The following is a 16638-nucleotide window of genomic DNA, read 5'->3' on the forward strand; positions in this document are numbered from 1 at the left end:
CGCTGATGGGCACAGGCTTCGGCAGGACGTGGTTCAGAGTGTGACGAGGGTGATCTCGGTGGCCTTCACGCTGCACCACACCGGAGTGCCGTCCGCGATGCCCAGCTCGGCAGCCGACTGAGGGGTGATCTCCGCGACCACGTCGGCCGCAGCCGCCGACGTGACCAGCACGCGCAGCCGGCTGCCGGCCGCGGTGACCTCGCGGACCGTGCCGGGCCAAACGTTGCGGGGGCTGCCGGTCGGCTGCTCGCGGTGCAGGGAGACGGCCTCGGGCGCGACGATCGCCAGGGCCTCGGCGCCTTCCGGAACAGGGTCGGCGACCGTCACGGCGCCGCCCTCGGCGAGCTTGAGGCCGTCCGGCGTGGTGGTTCCCTGCCAGGCGTTGCGGCCCAGCATCCGCGCCACCCACGGGGAGCGCGGATTGCGGGTGACCTCCGCCGGCGGGGCGTCCTGGAGGGCACGGCCATGGGCCAGTACGAGGACCCGGTCGGCCAAGGAGACGGCCTCGACGGGGTCGTGGGTGACGATCAGGCAGACCCCGCCGAAGGAGGCGAGGTGGGCGCGCAGGGTGTGGCGTACGCGGGCGCGGGTGGTCTGGTCGAGGGCGGCGAGGGGTTCGTCCAGGAGCAGCAGGCGGGGCTGGGCGGCCAGCGCCCGGGCCAGGGCGACCCGTTGGGCCTGGCCGCCGGAGAGCTGAGCGGGCTTGCGTCCGGCGAGGTGGCCGACGCCGAGCCGGTCCAGCCAGGCCTTCGCGCGGGTGCGGGCTTCGGCCCGGGAGATGCCTTGCGTGCGCAGCCCGTAGGCGGTGTTGCCCAGGGCCGTCAGGTGGGGGAACAGGGCGCCGTCCTGCGGCACCCATGCCACCCCCCGGCGGTGGGGCGGCATGGCCGTGACGTCGTCGTCGCCGAGCCGGAGTTCGGCGTGGGCGCGCGGGGTGAGGCCAAGGAGGGCGCGCAGCAGGGTGGTCTTGCCGGCGCCGTTCTCGCCGACCACCGCGATCGTGGTGCCCGGTTCGGCGTCGAGGGTGAGCTGGTTGAAGCCGGTGACCTCGGCGTGCAGCGCCCAGCGCCCTTCCGGCGCCCGCACCACTCCCGCCTCGGGTTCCGGCGCATCGACCACGGGATCCTCGGTCGGGGCGGTGTAGTGGGCGACGCGGACGGAGTGCCCGGACGTCCACCGGCCGCGCAGCGCGATGAGGACCGCCATGGCGATGGCCAGGAGCAGGAGGGAGAGGGAGGTGGCGGCTTCGGGGGAGCCCTGGAGGAGGAGGTAGACCTGGAGCGGCAGGGTCTGGGTGACGCCCGGCAGGTTCCCGGCGAAGGTGATCGTGGCGCCGAACTCGCCCAGGGCCCGCGCCCAGGTGAGGGCGGCCCCGGCGATCAGGCCCGGGGCGACCATGGGCACGGTGACGGTGAGGAACACCCGCAACGGGGATGCTCCCAGCGAGGCGGCGGTCTCCTCGTAGCCGGGCCGCAGGCCGCCCAGCGCGCCCTCCAGGCTGATGACGAGGAAGGGCATGGCGACGAAGGTGGCCGCCACGACCGCCCCGGAGGTGTGGAACGGCAGCGTGATCCCGAACGCCTCGTCCAGGAACGGGCCCAGCAGCCCGCGGCGCCCGAACCCGAGCAGCAGGGCGACACCGCCGACGGTCGGCGGCAGCACCATCGGCAGCAGCACCAGCGACCTGACGAGGGCCTTCCCCCGGAACTTGACGCGGGCCAGCAGCCATGCCAGGGGCACGCCCAGCAGCAGCGAGATGCCCAACGCCCAGAACGACACGACCAGCGACAGGCGCAGTGCCTCCAGCGAGCCGGGCGAGGTCAGGTGGGCGCCCAGCTCACCCCATTCGGTACGTACGAGGATCCCAGCGAGCGGGATCATCAGGAAGGCGACCGCGAGGATCGCGGGCACGGCCAGCGCTACGGGCGGGCGGGGCCGGGAGGTACGGCGGGTCATCGACACGTCCGGGTTTCGAAAGGGGGCGGAGCGGGGACGGGCACCGCCCGGCGGCCCGGGGCGTGCGGTCGCCCCGCCCAGGGCCGGCGGGCGCCGCGGTCAGGGCTGCTGGAAGCCGGCCTGCTGGAGGATCTGCTGGGCCTGGGCTGAGGAGAGCCACTTCACGAAGGCGTCTGCGGCAGCGGTGTTCTTCGTGGCCTTGAGGGTGGCTGCCGGGTAGGAGGCGATGGCGTTTTGGTCGTCCGGGATCTCGACGGCATCGACCTTGCCCTTGGAGGCTTCGGCGTCGGTCTTGTAGACGAGGGCGGCATCGGCCTCGCCGAGCTCGACCTTGGACAGGGCAGCCCGCACGTTGGGCTCCTGCGAGACGGGGGTGACCTTGATGCCCTGCTTGTCGAGGACCTCCTTGCTGTAGCGGCCGGCCGGCACCTCGGGAGCCGCCAGGACCACCTTGATCTTGGTGTCGGCCAGGTCCTTCAGGGAGCCGATCTTGTGCGGGTTGCCGGGCGCGGTGGCGATCACGAGGCGGTTCTTCGCGATGACCGTCGGATCGTTGGTCTGGTCCTTCAGCCCGTCCATCGTCTTCGTGTCGGCGGTCACCAGTGCGTCGGCGGGGGCGCCCTGCTTGACCTGGGCGGCCAGTTCCTGCGACCCGGCGAAGGAGAAGGTCACCTTCGTCCCGGGGTGCTCCTTCTCGTAGGCCGCGCCCGCCTGCTTGAACACGTCCGTCAGGGAGGCCGCCGCGAGCACGGTCAGCTTCGCCGCGGGTACCTCCCCCGAAGTCGACGCCGACGGCGAGGCGGAGCCGGTGTCGCCGCTGCCGCAGGCGGCGAGGGCGGGCAGGAGCAGAGAGCCGACTGCGATGGAGGTCGCGGCGCGATGGCGGCGGAGGAAGCCGGTGGGACGGAGGGGCATGGCCGATTCTCTCTTTTCGACGCGAGATGAGGGGATCCCCGCAATTTCGAGAATGCCGGGGAGGTGGCGCGGTTTTTGCCATGCCAGGGTATCCATATCCGCCGCATCTGCTGATTCACTCGGTACGTGTGCTACATGGTGCCCGTTTGGCACAGGGGGCAGAAGTCCCAGGTCGGAGGAGCGTGGGGCCTGTAAAAGTCGGGGCAGTGGACCTTCTCGAATAAGCCAGGGGGATGCGGCTATTCGGCTGGCGAATGAGACGGGGCGCGTCCTGGGACGTTTCCCGCTCCTGTAATGTCGGTCGTAACGCAGGTCACATCGGACCCGCATATTTCCTCCCCCATTTCTTCTTCAGTGAGGCGTGGTTTTCATGACCCTGTCCATCCGTAACCAGATCGCCGGCACCGTCACCTCGATCACGGCCGGCGAGGCCATGTCGTCGGTGAAGGTCCGCCTGGAGGGCGGCCAGGAGATCACCGCAGCGATCACCACCGACGCTGCCAAGGAGCTGGGCCTGGCTGAGGGCACCGCGGTCAAGGCCCTGGTGAAGGCCACGGAGGTCTCCCTCGCCACCGCCGCCGTCCAGGGTGTGTCCATCCGCAACCAGATCCCCGGCACGGTCGTCGACGTCGCCGCGGGCCCGGCCATGGCCTCCGTGAAGGTCGACGTCAACGGCGGCGGCCTGACCGCCGCGATCACCGCCGATGCCGTGCAGGACCTCGGCCTGGCCGCCGGTTCCTCCGTCGTCGCCCTGATCAAGGCGACCGAGATCTCCCTCGCCGCCGCCTGATCCACTTCTCTTCATCAGGCGCGGTTCCTCCCGCGCCCGATGACTGCGCCGTCGGCCGGTCCGATGCCCTTCGCGGCGGATCGGCCGACGGCCATTTCCCGGCTGTGTCTTCACGCGGTCGAACTCGTCGGCGAATCCGCACTGCTCCGCGATCATCCGCAGCTGTCGTCCGGCAAGCCGCCCGACCGGGCCAGCATGGCGGCCATGCCGTCGGCAGTGAGCCCCAGATCGGCGACGATGCCCAGATCCCCGGCGGGACCCCCGCTCGGTGCGTCCTGGTCGGGAGGGCCGGCGTTCATGGCGTCCAGGGCCTGGGCGGCGAGCGTGTGCCGGAGCGCGGCCCCTGCGTCCGACAGCAGCAGAGCCGTCCCGGCCGGTGTGGAGCGCAGGATCAGGAAGAACGACTCGTCCGCGTTGAGGAACCCGTACACCGTGTCCGAGGTCCCCTCGCCGCGTACCGCGGCGATCGCTTCGTCGAGGCCCGTGAGCGCGGTGCGGTCCAGTCGAGTGCACTGCCGGCGGCCGTCGCGGTGGACGACGGCGACCGCGTACCGGTGGTTCCTGTGTTCTGTCACGGCCCCACACGTGCCCCGTCAGCGCACCCGATAGCCACGTGGGAGCGTGGCGTGGCCCGCACGGAGCAAGCTTTCGGCGGACCCGAGGACTGGGCCCGAAGACCTTGCGGGTGCGGGGTCAGTGGAGGTCGAGCAGCTCCGTGTGGACTCCGGCGTGCCCGAGGAACTCGTCGACGAGGCGGATCTCCAGGATCCAATGGGCCCTCCAGCCCTCCTCCAGTGTGCGGCGCAGTGGCCGGTCGTTCTCCGGGCAGATGAACGCCTCCTGCCGTACCGCATCCGCGTGCGTGGCGGGCGCGGTGCCGGTCAGCCGTCCGGCATGCCAGGCGCCCAGGGCCCGCTCGGCCTTGGCGGCCAAGGCAAGGACCTCCGCGTGGAGTTCCCGCCCGGTGACGGCCTCGTTGACGCGGAAGACCTCCCGGGCTCCGGCGGCCACCACCGCCAGGTCCTGCACGAGACGACGGCGCGCCAGGCCCTCCCCGAGCGCAACGGTCCGGGCGAAGCCCGTCTCGTACGGGGCCAGCAGCGACTCGAAGTCCAGCACGACCACGTCCTGCGCGCCGATCACCCGGTCCGGCCACCGGCCGCCCACCACGGTGTTCGGCCCCGATCGCACGAACCGCCGCCCCACCAGGCCCGCCCGTAGGCCGAACTCCTCCTGCGCGATCAGAGCGATCCGGTCGTCGACCTCCCCCTCGCTGCGCCCCGGCGCGATCACACGGGCGGAGATGACGCGGGCGAACAGACGCTGCGCCATGCGCTGGCCTTCCAGCAGGTGCAGGGCTCGCAGTCGTATGTCCATCCGGTCCAGCGTCGCCATCGTGCGTCCTTGCGGTCAGTCGTTGCTCGTGTCACACCGGCTGCCAGGCCCGCAAGGCCTGTCGGCGTCCGGGCGACGGGCCCGAGCCGGGGATGCGATGTGGAGCCGGCCAGGAGCGGAGGAGAGTCCTCAGCCTGCCCGTTGAACGTAACAGCGGCCGGCGCCCGACATCACCGGACGATCAACCAGCGCTCGGCCGGGACCGGACACCAGCGCTGGTCAGCCCTACGAGAGCCCCGCGGGTATCGCCGTGGCCAGCCGGGAGATCTCGGCAGCGACGGCGCCCGGCTCCGCGGCCACGGTGACGTGCGCGACGCCGTCGAGGCCCGGATGCGTGCCGACCCGTACAGCGTGCCGGGCATTGCGCAGCATGTCCAGATCGTTGATGTCGTTGCCGAAGGCGTTGTACTCGTCGATCCCCAAGTCGGTCAGCGCCTCCCACTTGGTCGTGGTGCCCGGAGCGAAGTCGATGATCGCCTCGTCGAGGTGGTGGTTGACGGTCATCCCGAGCGCACGACCGGCATCGGCGACGGCCGCCATGTCGGTCGCCTCGACGACCAGGAACTTCACGACCTCGGGAAGCTCGGCGAGCAGCACCTTGCGGGCCAGTCCTGCCTGGTCGACGCGGCCGAGGATGGGGTGGTCGGCCGGCCCGGTATAGGCGTAGTCCCAGGGGCCGTCGGCGAGGTAGCCGGCCCGGTACCCTTCGGCCTCCGCCAGCAGCTCCCCGAGGACGCCGGCTTCGAACGCGGCCCGCGCCCGCACTTCGCCGCCGACGGAGACGAGACTCCCGTTCCCCCCGATGAGCGTGGCGGACGGGAAGGCACCGTCGAGGACGGGCAGGAGGTCGCGTACCGGCCGGGCGGACGCGAAGACCAGGTGCTGCCCGGCGCGCTCGATCGCCTCGATGGCGTCGAGGATCCGACGGTCGATGGACCGCCCGTCGAAGCAGAGGGTGCCGTCTATGTCGAAGACCGTGGTGCGCGCGCTGGGAATGATCATCGGCAGAGGATATCCGGGCGGCTCTGCGCCCGCCCGCCCCGATGGATCCCACCAGCCGTACGACGGCAACTCGTTGCCGCCTCACAGGGGGCGGGCCGGCCGTGTGCGGGGGGTGTAGCCCCGGAGGCTCCTGACGTGTCACGGACCGTAATTCGATCTTCCTACGGTCCTGTTCACGGGATCGGCCGTCGCTCGCTGTCTGGTCCGGGATTGGTTCGGATCTTGGTCCGCCCTGACCGGCGGAAATACCCCTCGGTCCGCAGGTGTTACCTCTCGGCACATGCGACAAGGGGGGTGGCAAGCCTGAAGCTGTTCTACACGAGAAACGGCGCGACCGAGGTCACGCCGCGATTGGCTGAGGCTGAGGCTGATGTGCAGGGCCTGGTTGAGGGAGCGATGGAGGCGATGCTCGGGGTTCGATTCCTCGCCTCCGAGTACAGCACCGGCTCTGTCCATGGCGGGCGCATCGACTCGCTGGGGCTCGATGAGAACGGTGCCCCGGTGATCGTCGAGTACAAGCGCGCGACGGACCCGGGGGTTATCAACCAGGGCCTGTTCTATATGGGGTGGCTGATGGACCACCGGACTGAGTTCCAAACGCTGGTGGGTGATCGTCTCGGGGCGACCGCGGCCTCGCAGGTGCTGTGGAGTGCGCCTCGGTTGATCTGCATCGCGGGCGACTTCACTCGCTACGATCTTCACGCGGTCCGTGAGCATCGCCGGTCGATCGACCTGGTCCGCTATCGCCTATACGGCGAACACCACATCGCGATGGAGACGGTCGCCGCTTCGGTCGCCGCCCGGGCCAAAGCGCCCAAGCGTCTTCGCCGGATCGATGCTGCCGGCACTTCGCACCCCGCCCAGCCGTCGTCTGCGGCCATCGCGTACGTGGCGTCGGCGGTGGACGAGCTGCTTCTGGGGCTGGGGGAGGACGTCAAGAAGGTCAGGCGCCAGCAGTACGACGCCTACCAGCGGCTCCGTAACTTCGCCTGCGTGACGCCACGGCAGGACAAGGTCCTCGTGTACCTCAAAGCCGCCCCCTCGGCGGTTGACCTCGTGCCGGGCTTCACCAGGGACGTGACCGGGCTGGGGCACCACGGCACCGGGGACCTAGAGGTTCAGCTGCGCTGCGAGGAGGACGTCGAGCGAGCGCTGGAGCTGTTCCGGCTGTCCTACGCGGCGGCGTAGCGGGTGGTCGACTGGACGCCGAGGTCGTTTTGGGACACTGGAGTGGTGCGTGCGTGAACGACGGGCTGGTGTGAGGGTTGTCGCCGGGCTCCTTTCGACGTGGCGGTGGAGTTCTCCATCTTCCGCACGATCCCCGGTTTCGGAAACCGGGGATCGTGCGGTATGTATCGTCCAGCCCGACGCCGTAGCCGGAGCAGTGAAGGGTGAGCGCTTTCATCCGAAGAACGCGGCGCGAGCCGCGATTGCCCGGTCCGTCACATCGTTGACATCCCCAACTCCTACCCCTCTTGCGAACGCGACCGCATGGCAGGAGGAGCTCGAGCTGGACGTGCCGGAGTCAGCTCGGGATGCCGGCGATAGGTTGGCGCTGTTCTGATTCAGCCCCGTTCTCAGAGACTTCGTTAGTGGCTGTGTTCGAGCCGACCCGGAGCCCGGCCGCGACCGAGTGGTGTCGGAGGGCGGTCGCCGAGCTCGTGCCCCCGCGGATCCGATCGAAGCTGGGTCGAGTTGGGTGATTGGTCATCGGCCGGGACGGGCCGGGGTGAGCGAGGCGGGGCCGGCTCGTGCGGTCGGGCTGCGGACGGATGGGGTACGCGATGGCGTGGCATGAGGAACGGGGGTCTTCTCGACGGAGTCGCTGGTGGCCTGGTGCCAGCGGGCCCGGGTGGACGAGAAAGCGGTGAGGGCGCGCCGGCTGCCGGTCGCCAGTTGGTGGACGGACGTGGCCTGGTCCGCGGTGAGCGCTTCGATGCGGGCCGCGACGGAGGCAGCCTGGCTGAGGAGAGCGCGCTGGAGGATCTTCCGGCCCCAGTGCTCGGGCGTCCCGGCGGGGTGAGAGACGAGGTCAAAGAACTCGGCGGGGCCGAACCCCTTGTGGAGCAGGCCGCGCTGTTGGGCTTCCCACAGCAGGGTGATGGGGTCCACCGGTGCACCCCGGCGGGCGAGTGTGGTCAGGCAGGCGAACACGGCGGCATGCGCTGGGACCGTGAAGTCGCTTTCGTGCAGCCACCGCATCCGGGGCAGTTCCTCGGGGTGGGCGGTGGCCGTGGCGAGCAGCATCCGCTCCTGGTCTTCCGCCTCTGTGGAGATCTCCGCTGCCGGTTTGGGAGCAGGTGAGGTCCGGGGCATAGAACCGGAATGGGAGGGAAAGGTCGTGGCCAGCTCGTCGATGTAGACGGCTAGCTGGTCGGCCCGGGCGAGGACAACCCCTGCCGGGTCGGGCCCCGGGGTACGGGCGGCCTGGGCGAGGAAGCCGGCGTGCTGACGCAGGCGGCGGCGCGCGTGTCCGGAGCGGACCATCTGAGCGTAGGCCGGAGCGTGGGCATCGACGGGGCAGACGCTGATCAGGAGGTGAAGGTAGGCCGCCGTTAGCGCTCGGGCCTGGGGCTGTGCGGCGGCAAGGAGCTGGTTCGGCCACACGGGGCTGGTGCGGTGGACCTCGGGGCCGGGCGGGGACACGGTGCACATTGCCGCGAACAGTGCGCTGTGGGCGGTGTTGGCGAAGTGCTCGGGCTCGAGGGGCCCAATGGTCTTCAGCCGCTCGGGGACCAGGAGCAGGGCGCCGAGCAGCGCCTGCTCGGCGTAGTGGACCACCGGTGTCGGCGCCGGGTCATCGAGGAGTTCTGCCTCTGCCTCAGCATGGGGGTGGTTGGCCATCATGCCGCCAGGACGAAGTCGTTGCGCCTGACCGTGCGTTCCACGTGGGGCGCGATCAAATGGGCCGCGAGCAGCGGGGGTACCGCGTTGCCGATCTGGGAGAAGCGCTGGCCCTTGTTGCCTTGCCACGGGTAGGACGCCGGGAAGGATTGCAGGATCCCGGCCTCCTCGGCGGTGATCCGGATCGCCGCCGGTGCTCCTTCTGCAGCTGAGCCCGCGAGGATGGTGGACCGGGTGGTCCAGACACACTCGTTGGCCCGATTGCCGAAGAACAGAGTGGCGGCCGGCTCGGTGACGGCGCGGACCGCCGCATTCATCTGGCTGTTGCTGCGCAAGACCCACTCGCCCTCTTCCACGCAGCGCGGTGACGAGGGAGACGACTTGGCACCGCATCGGCATGGCGTGGGGCTCCGGCTGGGCATCAGGTGGTGCGGGGGGTTCTGCCAGGCGCCGCGGTCGCGGGCATCGGACAGCGTCTTGCGGGATCCGGAGGGGAAGGGCTCCGGTCCGCCGCCGGGACCTCCGCCGGCGCACACGGTGGGCACCGGACCGTCGGTCCGGCCCCAACCGAGGGCTTCGGCCATGGACACCCACTTGTGCCGGCCCGGCCCGAACAACGACTCCGGTTCGACGAACCTGGCGTGCGTCGGTTCGGGTGGGACCGCGCGGCGCGTACGGGAGGCGATGAGGATCGCCCGCCGCCGGGTCTGCGGCACGCCGAAGTCGGCCGCGTTCAGGATGCCGCTCCAGGCAGAGAACCCCCAGGTGCGCAGCACTGCGGCGTACTGCTTCCACAGCGGTGCGACGTCGGGGACCTCTTCCATCAGCACCCATTCCGGCTGGCCGGCCTGGTGCAAGGCGTGGAGGTAGCGCATTGGCTCGGCGGCCAGCAGCGACCTCGGGTCCTGGCAGGCTGCGAGGAGTTGGGGGCGGGTGTCCCGCCCGACGGCCAGGTCCGCCACGGCCTGGTGGACGAGGGGCTGGTCGACCAGGCCGAGACGTTTGCCGGCCATGCTCCACGCCTGGCAGGGCGGGCTCGCTATCAGGCCGCGGGTCCGGCCCACAAAGGGCCGAACGGGGTAGAGGGCAACGTCGGTGCGGATGGTGGTTTGCGCGGCGGCCGCGCGGGTCATACAGGCCCATTCGTCCCACTCCAGGCCGACATCGCGTACGCCCAGGACGTGCAGGGCATGGCCCCAGCCGCCCGCGCCGGCGAACAGGTCCACAATGAGGTCTCTCATACGGCCAGCCCGAAGTCGTCGCGGTCCGGCTCGGGCGCTTCGCCCCGTCGTCCCCAGCCACGCGTTGATTCGGTCTTGGCGATGGCCCGGGCGGTGATGGCGTCGGAGGCGGCCTTGGACGCCGCGGCGAGTTCACCGGCGCCCGGCTCGAGATACCAGGGACGCAGGTCGAGCATGGCGGCGCGCAGACCGGTCGCGAAGAGCAGGGCGGTGCCCTTGGGTAGGGCGCGGATCCGGTCTGCGGGCAGGATGCGCTCCTGCCGCATGCTGATCGAGGTAGATTTGCCCGACTCGGAGATGCTGGTGGACTTCGTCTCCATGTCGTGGTCGCCGATCAGCCGGCTGAGCTTGTCGGCGAAGTCGGGGTCGTCGATTCCCGACCCGATGACCTTGATGGTGGCCGCCGACCACATGGCGTCCATTCCCGCGTCGCCCCACACTTTCTGGCCCTGCCGGTAGGACTGCAAGATCGTTATCGGGATGATTCCGCGCGACCCCAGGTGCGAGTACAGGTCGGGGAGGTCGCTGATCTTGCACACGTTTGCGGCCTCGTCGAGGATCGCGAGCATGGGCGGGTCGAGACGTCCGCCGGTGCGTTCGGCTCGGGCGGTCGCGGCACGCATCACCGAGTCCGCACACGCCGCGATCAGCGCGGAGGCTCCGCCGCCGCCGTCCTTGGAGAGCAGGAACAGCGTGTCGGTGGAGGCCACGAACTCGGCCGGGCGGAACTCCGGCACGTCCTTCTGAGGGGTCACCCAGGCTGCGATGTCGGCGCTGAGCAGGGCGGACGCGTACTGTCTCGCGGTCTCGTAGATGCCGTCGCGTGTCTCCGGCGGCCCCTCGACGGTGCCCTTCAATTGGGACGCGACGGAGGTGAACCCGTGGTCGCGCAGGATGTCGAGCGGTCGCCGGTCGGCAGGGAAGGCCAGCCACTGCATCACGTCCGTGATCGGGCGGTTGTCGAGGGCCGCCGCCAGGAGCAATTGCGCCAGGATGTTGGATCCGGCCTTGGACCAGAAGTCGCCCTGCTGGCTCCCGTCTACGGCGGCGGCGAGGAAGTGCCCGGCGAGCCGGTTCGCGCCCTCCAGGGACTTCGCGTCCGACAGAGGGTTCCACCACATGGTGCGGGGGGCGTGGGCGATCTGCTGCGGGTCCATCGACCACACACGTCCCACCCGGCTGCGGGCGTCGAGGCAGGTGGTATATGCGTCACCGGCGGCTTTGTTGCTGGTCAGGAGTACGGCTCCGGGCGCGGCCAGGATGGAGGGGATTGCCAGCGAGGTGGTCTTCCCGGAGCGCGGTGCCATGATCGCCACCGCGACGTCCTCGTACCCCATGCGGACTTCGGTACGACTTCCCTGCAGGTTGCCGAGGAGGATTCCGGTGTCGGAGGCCGCGATGCGGTCGGCGTCCTTCAGGCTGGGGCGAAGGGAGCGGGCCTTGGCGGTGATCGCGCTGGCCAGCAGCGGCTCTATGTCCCGAGCTTTTGCCGTGCCCCGGACTCGGCGCTTGTTCTTCCCGCCGAAGGTGCCCTTGTGGCGGCTCCACCACACGCCGCCGACGGCGGCGAGGGCGATCAGGGCGAGTACGGGAAGGATTCGCGCACCGATCAGCAGGGACGTTTCTCCAAGGCCGGGCCAGAGCTGGTCGGGGCGTATGAGTGCGTCGGCGGGCCGGTAGGCGCTCCAGGTGTTGCCGGTGGCCAGGGCGGTGAGGTTCCCGCTGAGCCAGGCGAGGTGGGCGAGGGGGACGGCGACGGCGAACAGGCCCAAGAGGACCTTGAAGGCTATGTCGTAGCCGTCGGATGAGGAGGAATTGGGCTGGGGCAAGGGCGGCGCTGTTCCGTGAAGGGGCGGGTGCGGGAAGGAGGAAGATGCTCAGCGGGGGCGCGGCGCGGCACCGGCCCGCCGGGCGGCCGGGGCGGCATGGGCTGCCCGGTGCGGTGGGCGCTGTGGCGATCGATTCTGTAGAGCAGGAAGGTGGCCTTCTCCTTCTCTACGCGCAGCGACGGCTCTGGGGAGGCGAGGCAAAGGTCAGGGCCGTGTTGCGCGCGAGGAGGTTGGAACTGCGGGGGTGGCGGCCGGGGCCGGCAGGCGGGTGCGGCGCTGGGAGCGGGCCCGGGCTTGTGCGGCGTCGATGCGGGTGAAGTGGGCCTCGACCGCCTGCTGGGGCGTGAGCGGGCTGGGCTCCTGCCGGGCGGCTGTAGTGATCGAGGTCGTACATGCCGCGCAGGACGGGGGCGTCGGAAACGAGCTGTTCGGCCAGGCCGGCCATGAGGTGGTCCGGGACCAGGCCGCTGATCCACATCTTCCAGACCGGGGCGCCGACGTGATCGGGCTGAATGATGCGCCAGGCGAGATGGTCGGACGAGTCGTTGAAGATGGGGAGCAGCTCGGCGCGGATCGGTAGCCCCGGGGCGGGCGAGAGGGCCTGACCGGTGCCGTCCGGTTGGTGTTCCACAGCCCAACCGGCCTTCTGCATGTGCTCCCACGGGCCGGTTTCGTCCCGGCGTGGTCCGTCGAGGAGGCCGTCGGTGAATCCGGCGGTGATTTCCGCCGGCACCATCCGGTCGAAGGAGGCGTACCAGGTCAAGTCGGCGGCCTGGATCCGCCACGGTGAGCCAGAGGCGAACGGATCTATCGCCATCTGGTGCCGGGCCTCGTCGGGGCCGGTCAGGGTGATCCGGGGGTCGCCGGGGGCGGAGGTCAGGGTCCAGCCGGAGGCGAGCAGGGCGTGGGTGACGTGACGGGGGTCGCCGGGGCCCGCGAGGGCGCGGGGTGACTTCTCGAAGGGGATCGTCGTGTGGTGGTCGTTGGAGTAGGAGGCCCGCTGGGCAGGGCTTACTGCCACGGGGCTGTCTCGGCAGGGCTCGTACGGACGGGTGCGGTGCGCAGGGGTTCGAGGGTGAGATCGAGTAGGCGCAGGTCCTGCAGGACGGATGCGGCCTCGATGTACTCGCCCAGGGTCGCCTCGACGGTGTCGGTGCGGGGGACGGTGGTCTCCTGTGCGAGGTAGCGGGCGATGCCGCGCAGGGCTTCGCCAAGGCGGACTGCGGTGCCGGTGTCCGCGTCGACGAGCGCCGCGATCAAGGGGAGGGCGTCGTCCAGGTGCGGGCCGGTCCGCAGGTGCGCGGTGAGGCGGTGCAGGGTGTGTGCGGAAGCACGGATGTCCTCGGCGGTCAGCCGGGTGGTGTGCACGTCAGTCATCGAAAGCTCCAGGGAATGAGGGTGGTTCAGTGGCGCCGGGGATTCGGGCCGCGGCCGGGAGGAGGGAGCCCGGCGATTCAGCGGGTCCTCGCGTAGCCGGATGCCTTGGTGGCGGTGCGTGCACGGGAGGAGACCCAGTTGCGGCTCCAGGCTGCGGCGCGGGCGGCGGAGAGACGGGCTTGCTGCCAGGCGCCGAGCTGGTCGGGCAGGACGGACACGGAGGTGACACGGATGCGGTTGCTGAGCGGTACGTGCCCGAGCGGGCGCATCACCGGCTCCGGGTCGGCCATGGCCGTGGTCAGGGACTGCATCAGGTGCAGCGGCGTACTCGCGGTGGCCTGGACGTTCCACACGGGGCCGTGCTCGTTGCGGGCGCCGACTCACCAGTGCTCCTGGCTCCCGTTCCCGTCGGCCTTGACGTACTGCACGACGGCATGCCGGTCGGGGCTCTGGGCGACGAAGTGGCCGTCCTCCCGATGCACGCTCCACGAGTTCCCGGTGAGCGGCGCCCACACGTTCGGGGCGTGCGCCGAGCGAGGCTTGGTGAGAGCGTCGGTCAGGCCTGCGACGATCTCCACCGGGGTCTGCGGGGTCAGGGTGACCTGCCAGGCCGGCTGATGTCCGTACGCGGCCCCGTGAACCTGCCAGCCGCCCGGAGGCTGGTAGGCGACGCGCACCATCTGGTCGGGTGAGTCGAAGGCGAGCATCGTGCCGGACTGGCGGGTGATGTCCTTCCAACCCGACGCGCGCATGTACTCGCCGACGTGCCGCAGGTCTCCGCCGCCGGCGAGGTAGCGGGGCTCGACCAGGTAGTGCTGCTGTGCCTGCTGGGCCTGACCCCAGCCGGACCACTGGGCTCTCTTGCTCAACGGTGCCTCCCCCGTGCCACCAGGGTGGTGGCCTGCGTGGCCGCCGGGGAGGACGTGGTCAACGCTCGGCGGGAGGCGATCTCCTCGAACACTCCCTGGTGTTCGTCCAGGTCGAGGGCGAGGTCGTGGAGGGTGTTGGCGGTGCGCCCGAGTGCCAGCCACATCTCGGCGGGGAAGACACCGCTCTGGGCATGGTGCTTGGTGACGTAGGTGCCGGTGCCGACCAGGGCCGACAGCCTGCCCAGGACGCCGCTCTCGGCGTCCAGGACCTGCTGGAGGATCTGTGCGGCCTGCTGCGGCCCGGCCTGGGACAGGTGCGCGGAGAGTTGGTCGAGCTGACGGGTGATGCTGTCGGTGAGTGCGGTGGCGGGTGGGGTCATGGGCGGTCCCGGGGGCTGTGCAGTACCCGCGACGGCGGTCAGCGGGTGCGGCGGTGGTTGAGGGCGGCCGGCGCGGTGGCGCGCGGTGGCCGTTCGGGCCGGGGCAGGTCGCTGCCTGCGGCTTTGACTACGGCGGCGCGCAGGTACCGGCGCAGCAGGAATCGGGCGAGCCGGGGGCGGCTGGTGGCGTCGAGCGGTGGGACGCGGCGCCGGGTGCGGGGGATATCGGTGGATGGCCGGGGCGTACGGGTCACCGGGTGCGGGCGGTGCTCCGGGCACCGGGCGGCGCAGCGGGCAGCGTGGCCTCGGCGGCAGGGCGGGCGGCAGCGCGCAGCACGGTGGCGATACCGAGGCGGGCGAGGCGGGCGCCGGCCGCCTGGACGGCGTGGCCCTGGGCCCGGGTGTCGTCCCCGGAGATCACGTACGCGTTTGCCGCGGTGTCCCACACGAACCCTTCGGAGACCAGGGCTTCGGCTGCCGAGCGGGCGGTGGTGACGGCCGCGAGGGAACCGTTCTCGAGCCAGGTCATCACCACCTGCTGCGGCTGAGTACCGGGGGCGGGGAGGGGTTGCGGGGGGTTCATCGCGTTGTGCCGGACCTGGGCGAGCGCGACGTCGTAGCGGGGCAGCAGGTCGGCGGTGATGGCGCGGGCGGCGCGCTCGGGGTCGGCGGGCACGGCGATCCCGTCGGGTTCGCGGACCCCGGCGAACGCCTCCGGGGCGACGCCGGACGGGGCCATGGCGGCCACCAGGAACTCTTCTTCGTGCCGGGGATGGAGGGTGACGTACAGGCGGGTGCCGTCGTCGTGGAGGAGGTGGGCGTCTGCGCCCAGTGCGTACTCGGCGAGGGCAGCGGCCACGTCGTTGAGGTCCCAGACCTCTTCGGCGTGCAGGAACTGGTCTTCGTGCCGCTGGTGCTGGTGGTGGTGCACGGTCCAGGTCCCGGGGAGTTCCTCGGAGAGGACGGTGGCGAACGACTCCACGTCGCGGCTGTCGTCGTCGGGCAGGGTGTGGGGGGCGGGCATGGGCTCCTCGAACTTGGGGCGGGGGTCATCGGGTCCGCCCGGAGGCGGTAGGGGTGGGTGCGGCTGGCGGTCCGGGCGGTGCCTTCCGCGGGGTGGCCGGCTCGTTCACCGGGCCGACCCCCGCGATGCGGCAGGCGCCTGTACCGGTAGGGCCGGAGCGAGAGCGGCCGGAGCCGCAGGAGGCTGGAGTCGGGAGGCGATCTCGCCCAGCTGCTCCTGCAGCCCGTGCAAGCGGCGGGCCGCCCAGAACAAGTCCCGTGCGGCGGCGTCCGTTTGGTGGTCGGGCAGCGCGGCTGCTTGCCGCCCGACCTCCTCCACGAGCTGGCGCACGGCGGCGATCGGACCGGACCGCTCGGCGGCGAGCTGGCGCAGAATGCCCGCGAGCGGGCCGGTCGCGGTCGGCACCCGCGGCGAGGCGACGTGTTCCATTCCGGGCGCCGGGCCCGGGCGCGCGGAGTCCCGCCCGTGGCTGGGGTGCAGAAGGAGGTCAGCTTCGATCTTCCGTGCCTCGGCGACCAGGGCCTGCAGGAGGCGTCGGGGTTGGGCACTCCAGGTGCCATCGAGGCGTATGAGGTTGGCGATCACGTCCAGGCGGCCGGGCTGGCCCTGGACGGCGATCCACCGGCCTGCCGCGTCGTCGCCGGGTGGCGCGATGCCGGTGACACGGGCGATCCGGTGACCGATCTCGGACCACTCGGTGTGGCTCAGCTCCCGGTCCAGCGGATGCATGTGCGCGGTGACGTGGAGGATTGCGCGCCGGTCGCCGTCAGGCCCGGAGGCGAGCGGGTGCTCCAGCGAGGGGTCGGCGAGATGGTCGGCCCACGCCGCCGAGCTCCACGTCTCGTCCTCGCTGGTGTAGTGGTCCAGCCGGTTCCAGTGGGCCACCACCGTGCCGCCGGGCTCGGTGGTCAGGCCTTCGGCCGTGCTGGTCTCCCGTCCGAGCGCCTCGGCGAGTGCTTCGTCGGCGGTCACGTCGCGGGAGTGGATTGCAATGATCATGGTCTCGCTCGGGGGTC

16 protein-coding genes and 1 pseudogene are annotated in these 16638 nt (G+C 71.1%); 2 read left to right on the forward strand and 15 right to left on the reverse strand.

Translation table 11 applies throughout. The features are described from left to right. Positions 1–33: 33 nt before the first annotated feature. Positions 34–1956: an ABC transporter permease gene (locus ACIRBY_RS00895; protein ID WP_403894072.1), complete on the reverse strand. Its 1923-nt coding sequence runs from the start codon at positions 1954–1956 to the stop codon at positions 34–36. A 99-nt stretch (positions 1957–2055) separates the two neighbouring features. Further along, positions 2056–2871, reverse strand: coding sequence for a molybdate ABC transporter substrate-binding protein (gene modA / locus ACIRBY_RS00900; RefSeq protein WP_403894075.1), 816 nt, complete (start codon positions 2869–2871; stop codon positions 2056–2058). 370 nt (positions 2872–3241) lie between these two features. Here modA and ACIRBY_RS00905 point away from each other — a divergent pair, with 370 nt between their 5' ends. Further along, a complete protein-coding gene (locus ACIRBY_RS00905; protein ID WP_403894078.1) occupies positions 3242–3661 on the forward strand; it encodes a molybdopterin-binding protein in 420 nt (139 codons plus the stop codon). A gap of 152 nt (positions 3662–3813) precedes the next feature. Here ACIRBY_RS00905 and ACIRBY_RS00910 read toward each other — a convergent pair whose 3' ends face one another. The 3 genes from ACIRBY_RS00910 to ACIRBY_RS00920 form a co-directional block, all read right to left on the reverse strand. Then, positions 3814–4236 (reverse strand): tRNA adenosine deaminase-associated protein, encoded by a 423-nt coding sequence (locus tag ACIRBY_RS00910; protein WP_403894080.1) that lies wholly within the window; start codon positions 4234–4236, stop codon positions 3814–3816. A gap of 118 nt (positions 4237–4354) precedes the next feature. Continuing rightward, entirely contained in the window at positions 4355–5056 is a 702-nt protein-coding gene (locus ACIRBY_RS00915; protein ID WP_403894082.1) for a M24 family metallopeptidase, read from the reverse strand. Between the two features lie 225 nt (positions 5057–5281). Then, positions 5282–6058 (reverse strand): HAD hydrolase family protein, encoded by a 777-nt coding sequence (locus tag ACIRBY_RS00920; protein WP_403894085.1) that lies wholly within the window; start codon positions 6056–6058, stop codon positions 5282–5284. A 294-nt stretch (positions 6059–6352) separates the two neighbouring features. Between ACIRBY_RS00920 and ACIRBY_RS00925 the strand changes: the two genes are divergently transcribed. Next, positions 6353–7246 (forward strand): transporter, encoded by an 894-nt coding sequence (locus ACIRBY_RS00925; protein WP_403894088.1) that lies wholly within the window; start codon positions 6353–6355, stop codon positions 7244–7246. Positions 7247–7765: 519 nt separating this feature from the next. Here ACIRBY_RS00925 and ACIRBY_RS00930 read toward each other — a convergent pair. The 10 genes and pseudogenes from ACIRBY_RS00930 to ACIRBY_RS00975 form a co-directional block, all read right to left on the reverse strand. Continuing rightward, complete coding sequence (locus ACIRBY_RS00930; RefSeq protein WP_403894090.1) at positions 7766–8905, reverse strand: DnaB-like helicase N-terminal domain-containing protein; 1140 nt, start codon at positions 8903–8905, stop codon at positions 7766–7768. Further along, positions 8902–10143, reverse strand: coding sequence for a DNA cytosine methyltransferase (locus ACIRBY_RS00935; protein WP_403894093.1), 1242 nt, complete (start codon positions 10141–10143; stop codon positions 8902–8904). Before ACIRBY_RS00935 ends, ACIRBY_RS00930 begins: the two co-directional genes overlap by 4 nt. Continuing rightward, positions 10140–11972, reverse strand: coding sequence for a type IV secretory system conjugative DNA transfer family protein (locus ACIRBY_RS00940; RefSeq protein ID WP_403894095.1), 1833 nt, complete (start codon positions 11970–11972; stop codon positions 10140–10142). The genes ACIRBY_RS00935 and ACIRBY_RS00940 overlap by 4 nt, the downstream gene beginning before the upstream one ends. 166 nt (positions 11973–12138) lie before the next feature. Next, complete coding sequence (locus ACIRBY_RS00945; RefSeq protein ID WP_403894098.1) at positions 12139–12993, reverse strand: DUF317 domain-containing protein; 855 nt, start codon at positions 12991–12993, stop codon at positions 12139–12141. Next, positions 12984–13349 (reverse strand): hypothetical protein, encoded by a 366-nt coding sequence (locus tag ACIRBY_RS00950; RefSeq protein WP_403894100.1) that lies wholly within the window; start codon positions 13347–13349, stop codon positions 12984–12986. The genes ACIRBY_RS00945 and ACIRBY_RS00950 overlap by 10 nt, the downstream gene beginning before the upstream one ends. 77 nt (positions 13350–13426) lie before the next feature. Beyond that, a pseudogene (locus ACIRBY_RS00955) lies at positions 13427–13714 on the reverse strand (DUF317 domain-containing protein); the annotation flags it as partial. Between the two features lie 15 nt (positions 13715–13729). Beyond that, complete coding sequence (locus tag ACIRBY_RS00960; protein ID WP_403894103.1) at positions 13730–14218, reverse strand: DUF317 domain-containing protein; 489 nt, start codon at positions 14216–14218, stop codon at positions 13730–13732. Then, on the reverse strand, positions 14215–14598 hold the full coding sequence (locus tag ACIRBY_RS00965; RefSeq protein WP_403894106.1) for a hypothetical protein: 384 nt from the start codon (positions 14596–14598) through the stop codon (positions 14215–14217). Before ACIRBY_RS00965 ends, ACIRBY_RS00960 begins: the two co-directional genes overlap by 4 nt. 250 nt (positions 14599–14848) lie before the next feature. Beyond that, positions 14849–15622 carry a hypothetical protein gene (locus ACIRBY_RS00970; RefSeq protein ID WP_403894109.1) on the reverse strand — a complete coding sequence of 258 codons (774 nt, stop codon included), beginning with the start codon at positions 15620–15622 and terminating at the stop codon, positions 14849–14851. Positions 15623–15727: 105 nt separating this feature from the next. After that, positions 15728–16621 (reverse strand): relaxase/mobilization nuclease, encoded by an 894-nt coding sequence (locus ACIRBY_RS00975; RefSeq protein WP_403894112.1) that lies wholly within the window; start codon positions 16619–16621, stop codon positions 15728–15730. Positions 16622–16638 lie beyond the last annotated feature (17 nt).

Origin of the sequence: Streptomyces sp. NPDC096136 (assembly GCF_044763325.1) — a bacterium.
Taxonomy (GTDB): domain Bacteria; phylum Actinomycetota; class Actinomycetes; order Streptomycetales; family Streptomycetaceae; genus Streptomyces.

What these genes read in the sequence shown, in the direction of transcription:
- ACIRBY_RS00935 (WP_403894093.1), bottom strand. Translation starts at nt 10,143, where the DNA reads ATGAGAGACCTCATTGTGGACCTGTTCGCCGGCGCGGGCGGCTGGGGC.
- ACIRBY_RS00920 (WP_403894085.1), bottom strand. Translation starts at nt 6,058, where the DNA reads ATGATCATTCCCAGCGCGCGCACCACGGTCTTCGACATAGACGGCACC.
- ACIRBY_RS00970 (WP_403894109.1), bottom strand. Translation starts at nt 15,622, where the DNA reads ATGCCCGCCCCCCACACCCTGCCCGACGACGACAGCCGCGACGTGGAG.
- ACIRBY_RS00965 (WP_403894106.1), bottom strand. Translation starts at nt 14,598, where the DNA reads ATGACCCCACCCGCCACCGCACTCACCGACAGCATCACCCGTCAGCTC.
- ACIRBY_RS00895 (WP_403894072.1), bottom strand. Translation starts at nt 1,956, where the DNA reads ATGACCCGCCGTACCTCCCGGCCCCGCCCGCCCGTAGCGCTGGCCGTG.
- ACIRBY_RS00915 (WP_403894082.1), bottom strand. Translation starts at nt 5,056, where the DNA reads ATGGCGACGCTGGACCGGATGGACATACGACTGCGAGCCCTGCACCTG.
- ACIRBY_RS00930 (WP_403894090.1), bottom strand. Translation starts at nt 8,905, where the DNA reads ATGATGGCCAACCACCCCCATGCTGAGGCAGAGGCAGAACTCCTCGAT.
- ACIRBY_RS00905 (WP_403894078.1), top strand. Translation starts at nt 3,242, where the DNA reads ATGACCCTGTCCATCCGTAACCAGATCGCCGGCACCGTCACCTCGATC.
- ACIRBY_RS00950 (WP_403894100.1), bottom strand. Translation starts at nt 13,349, where the DNA reads ATGACTGACGTGCACACCACCCGGCTGACCGCCGAGGACATCCGTGCT.
- ACIRBY_RS00975 (WP_403894112.1), bottom strand. Translation starts at nt 16,621, where the DNA reads ATGATCATTGCAATCCACTCCCGCGACGTGACCGCCGACGAAGCACTC.
- modA (WP_403894075.1), bottom strand. Translation starts at nt 2,871, where the DNA reads ATGCCCCTCCGTCCCACCGGCTTCCTCCGCCGCCATCGCGCCGCGACC.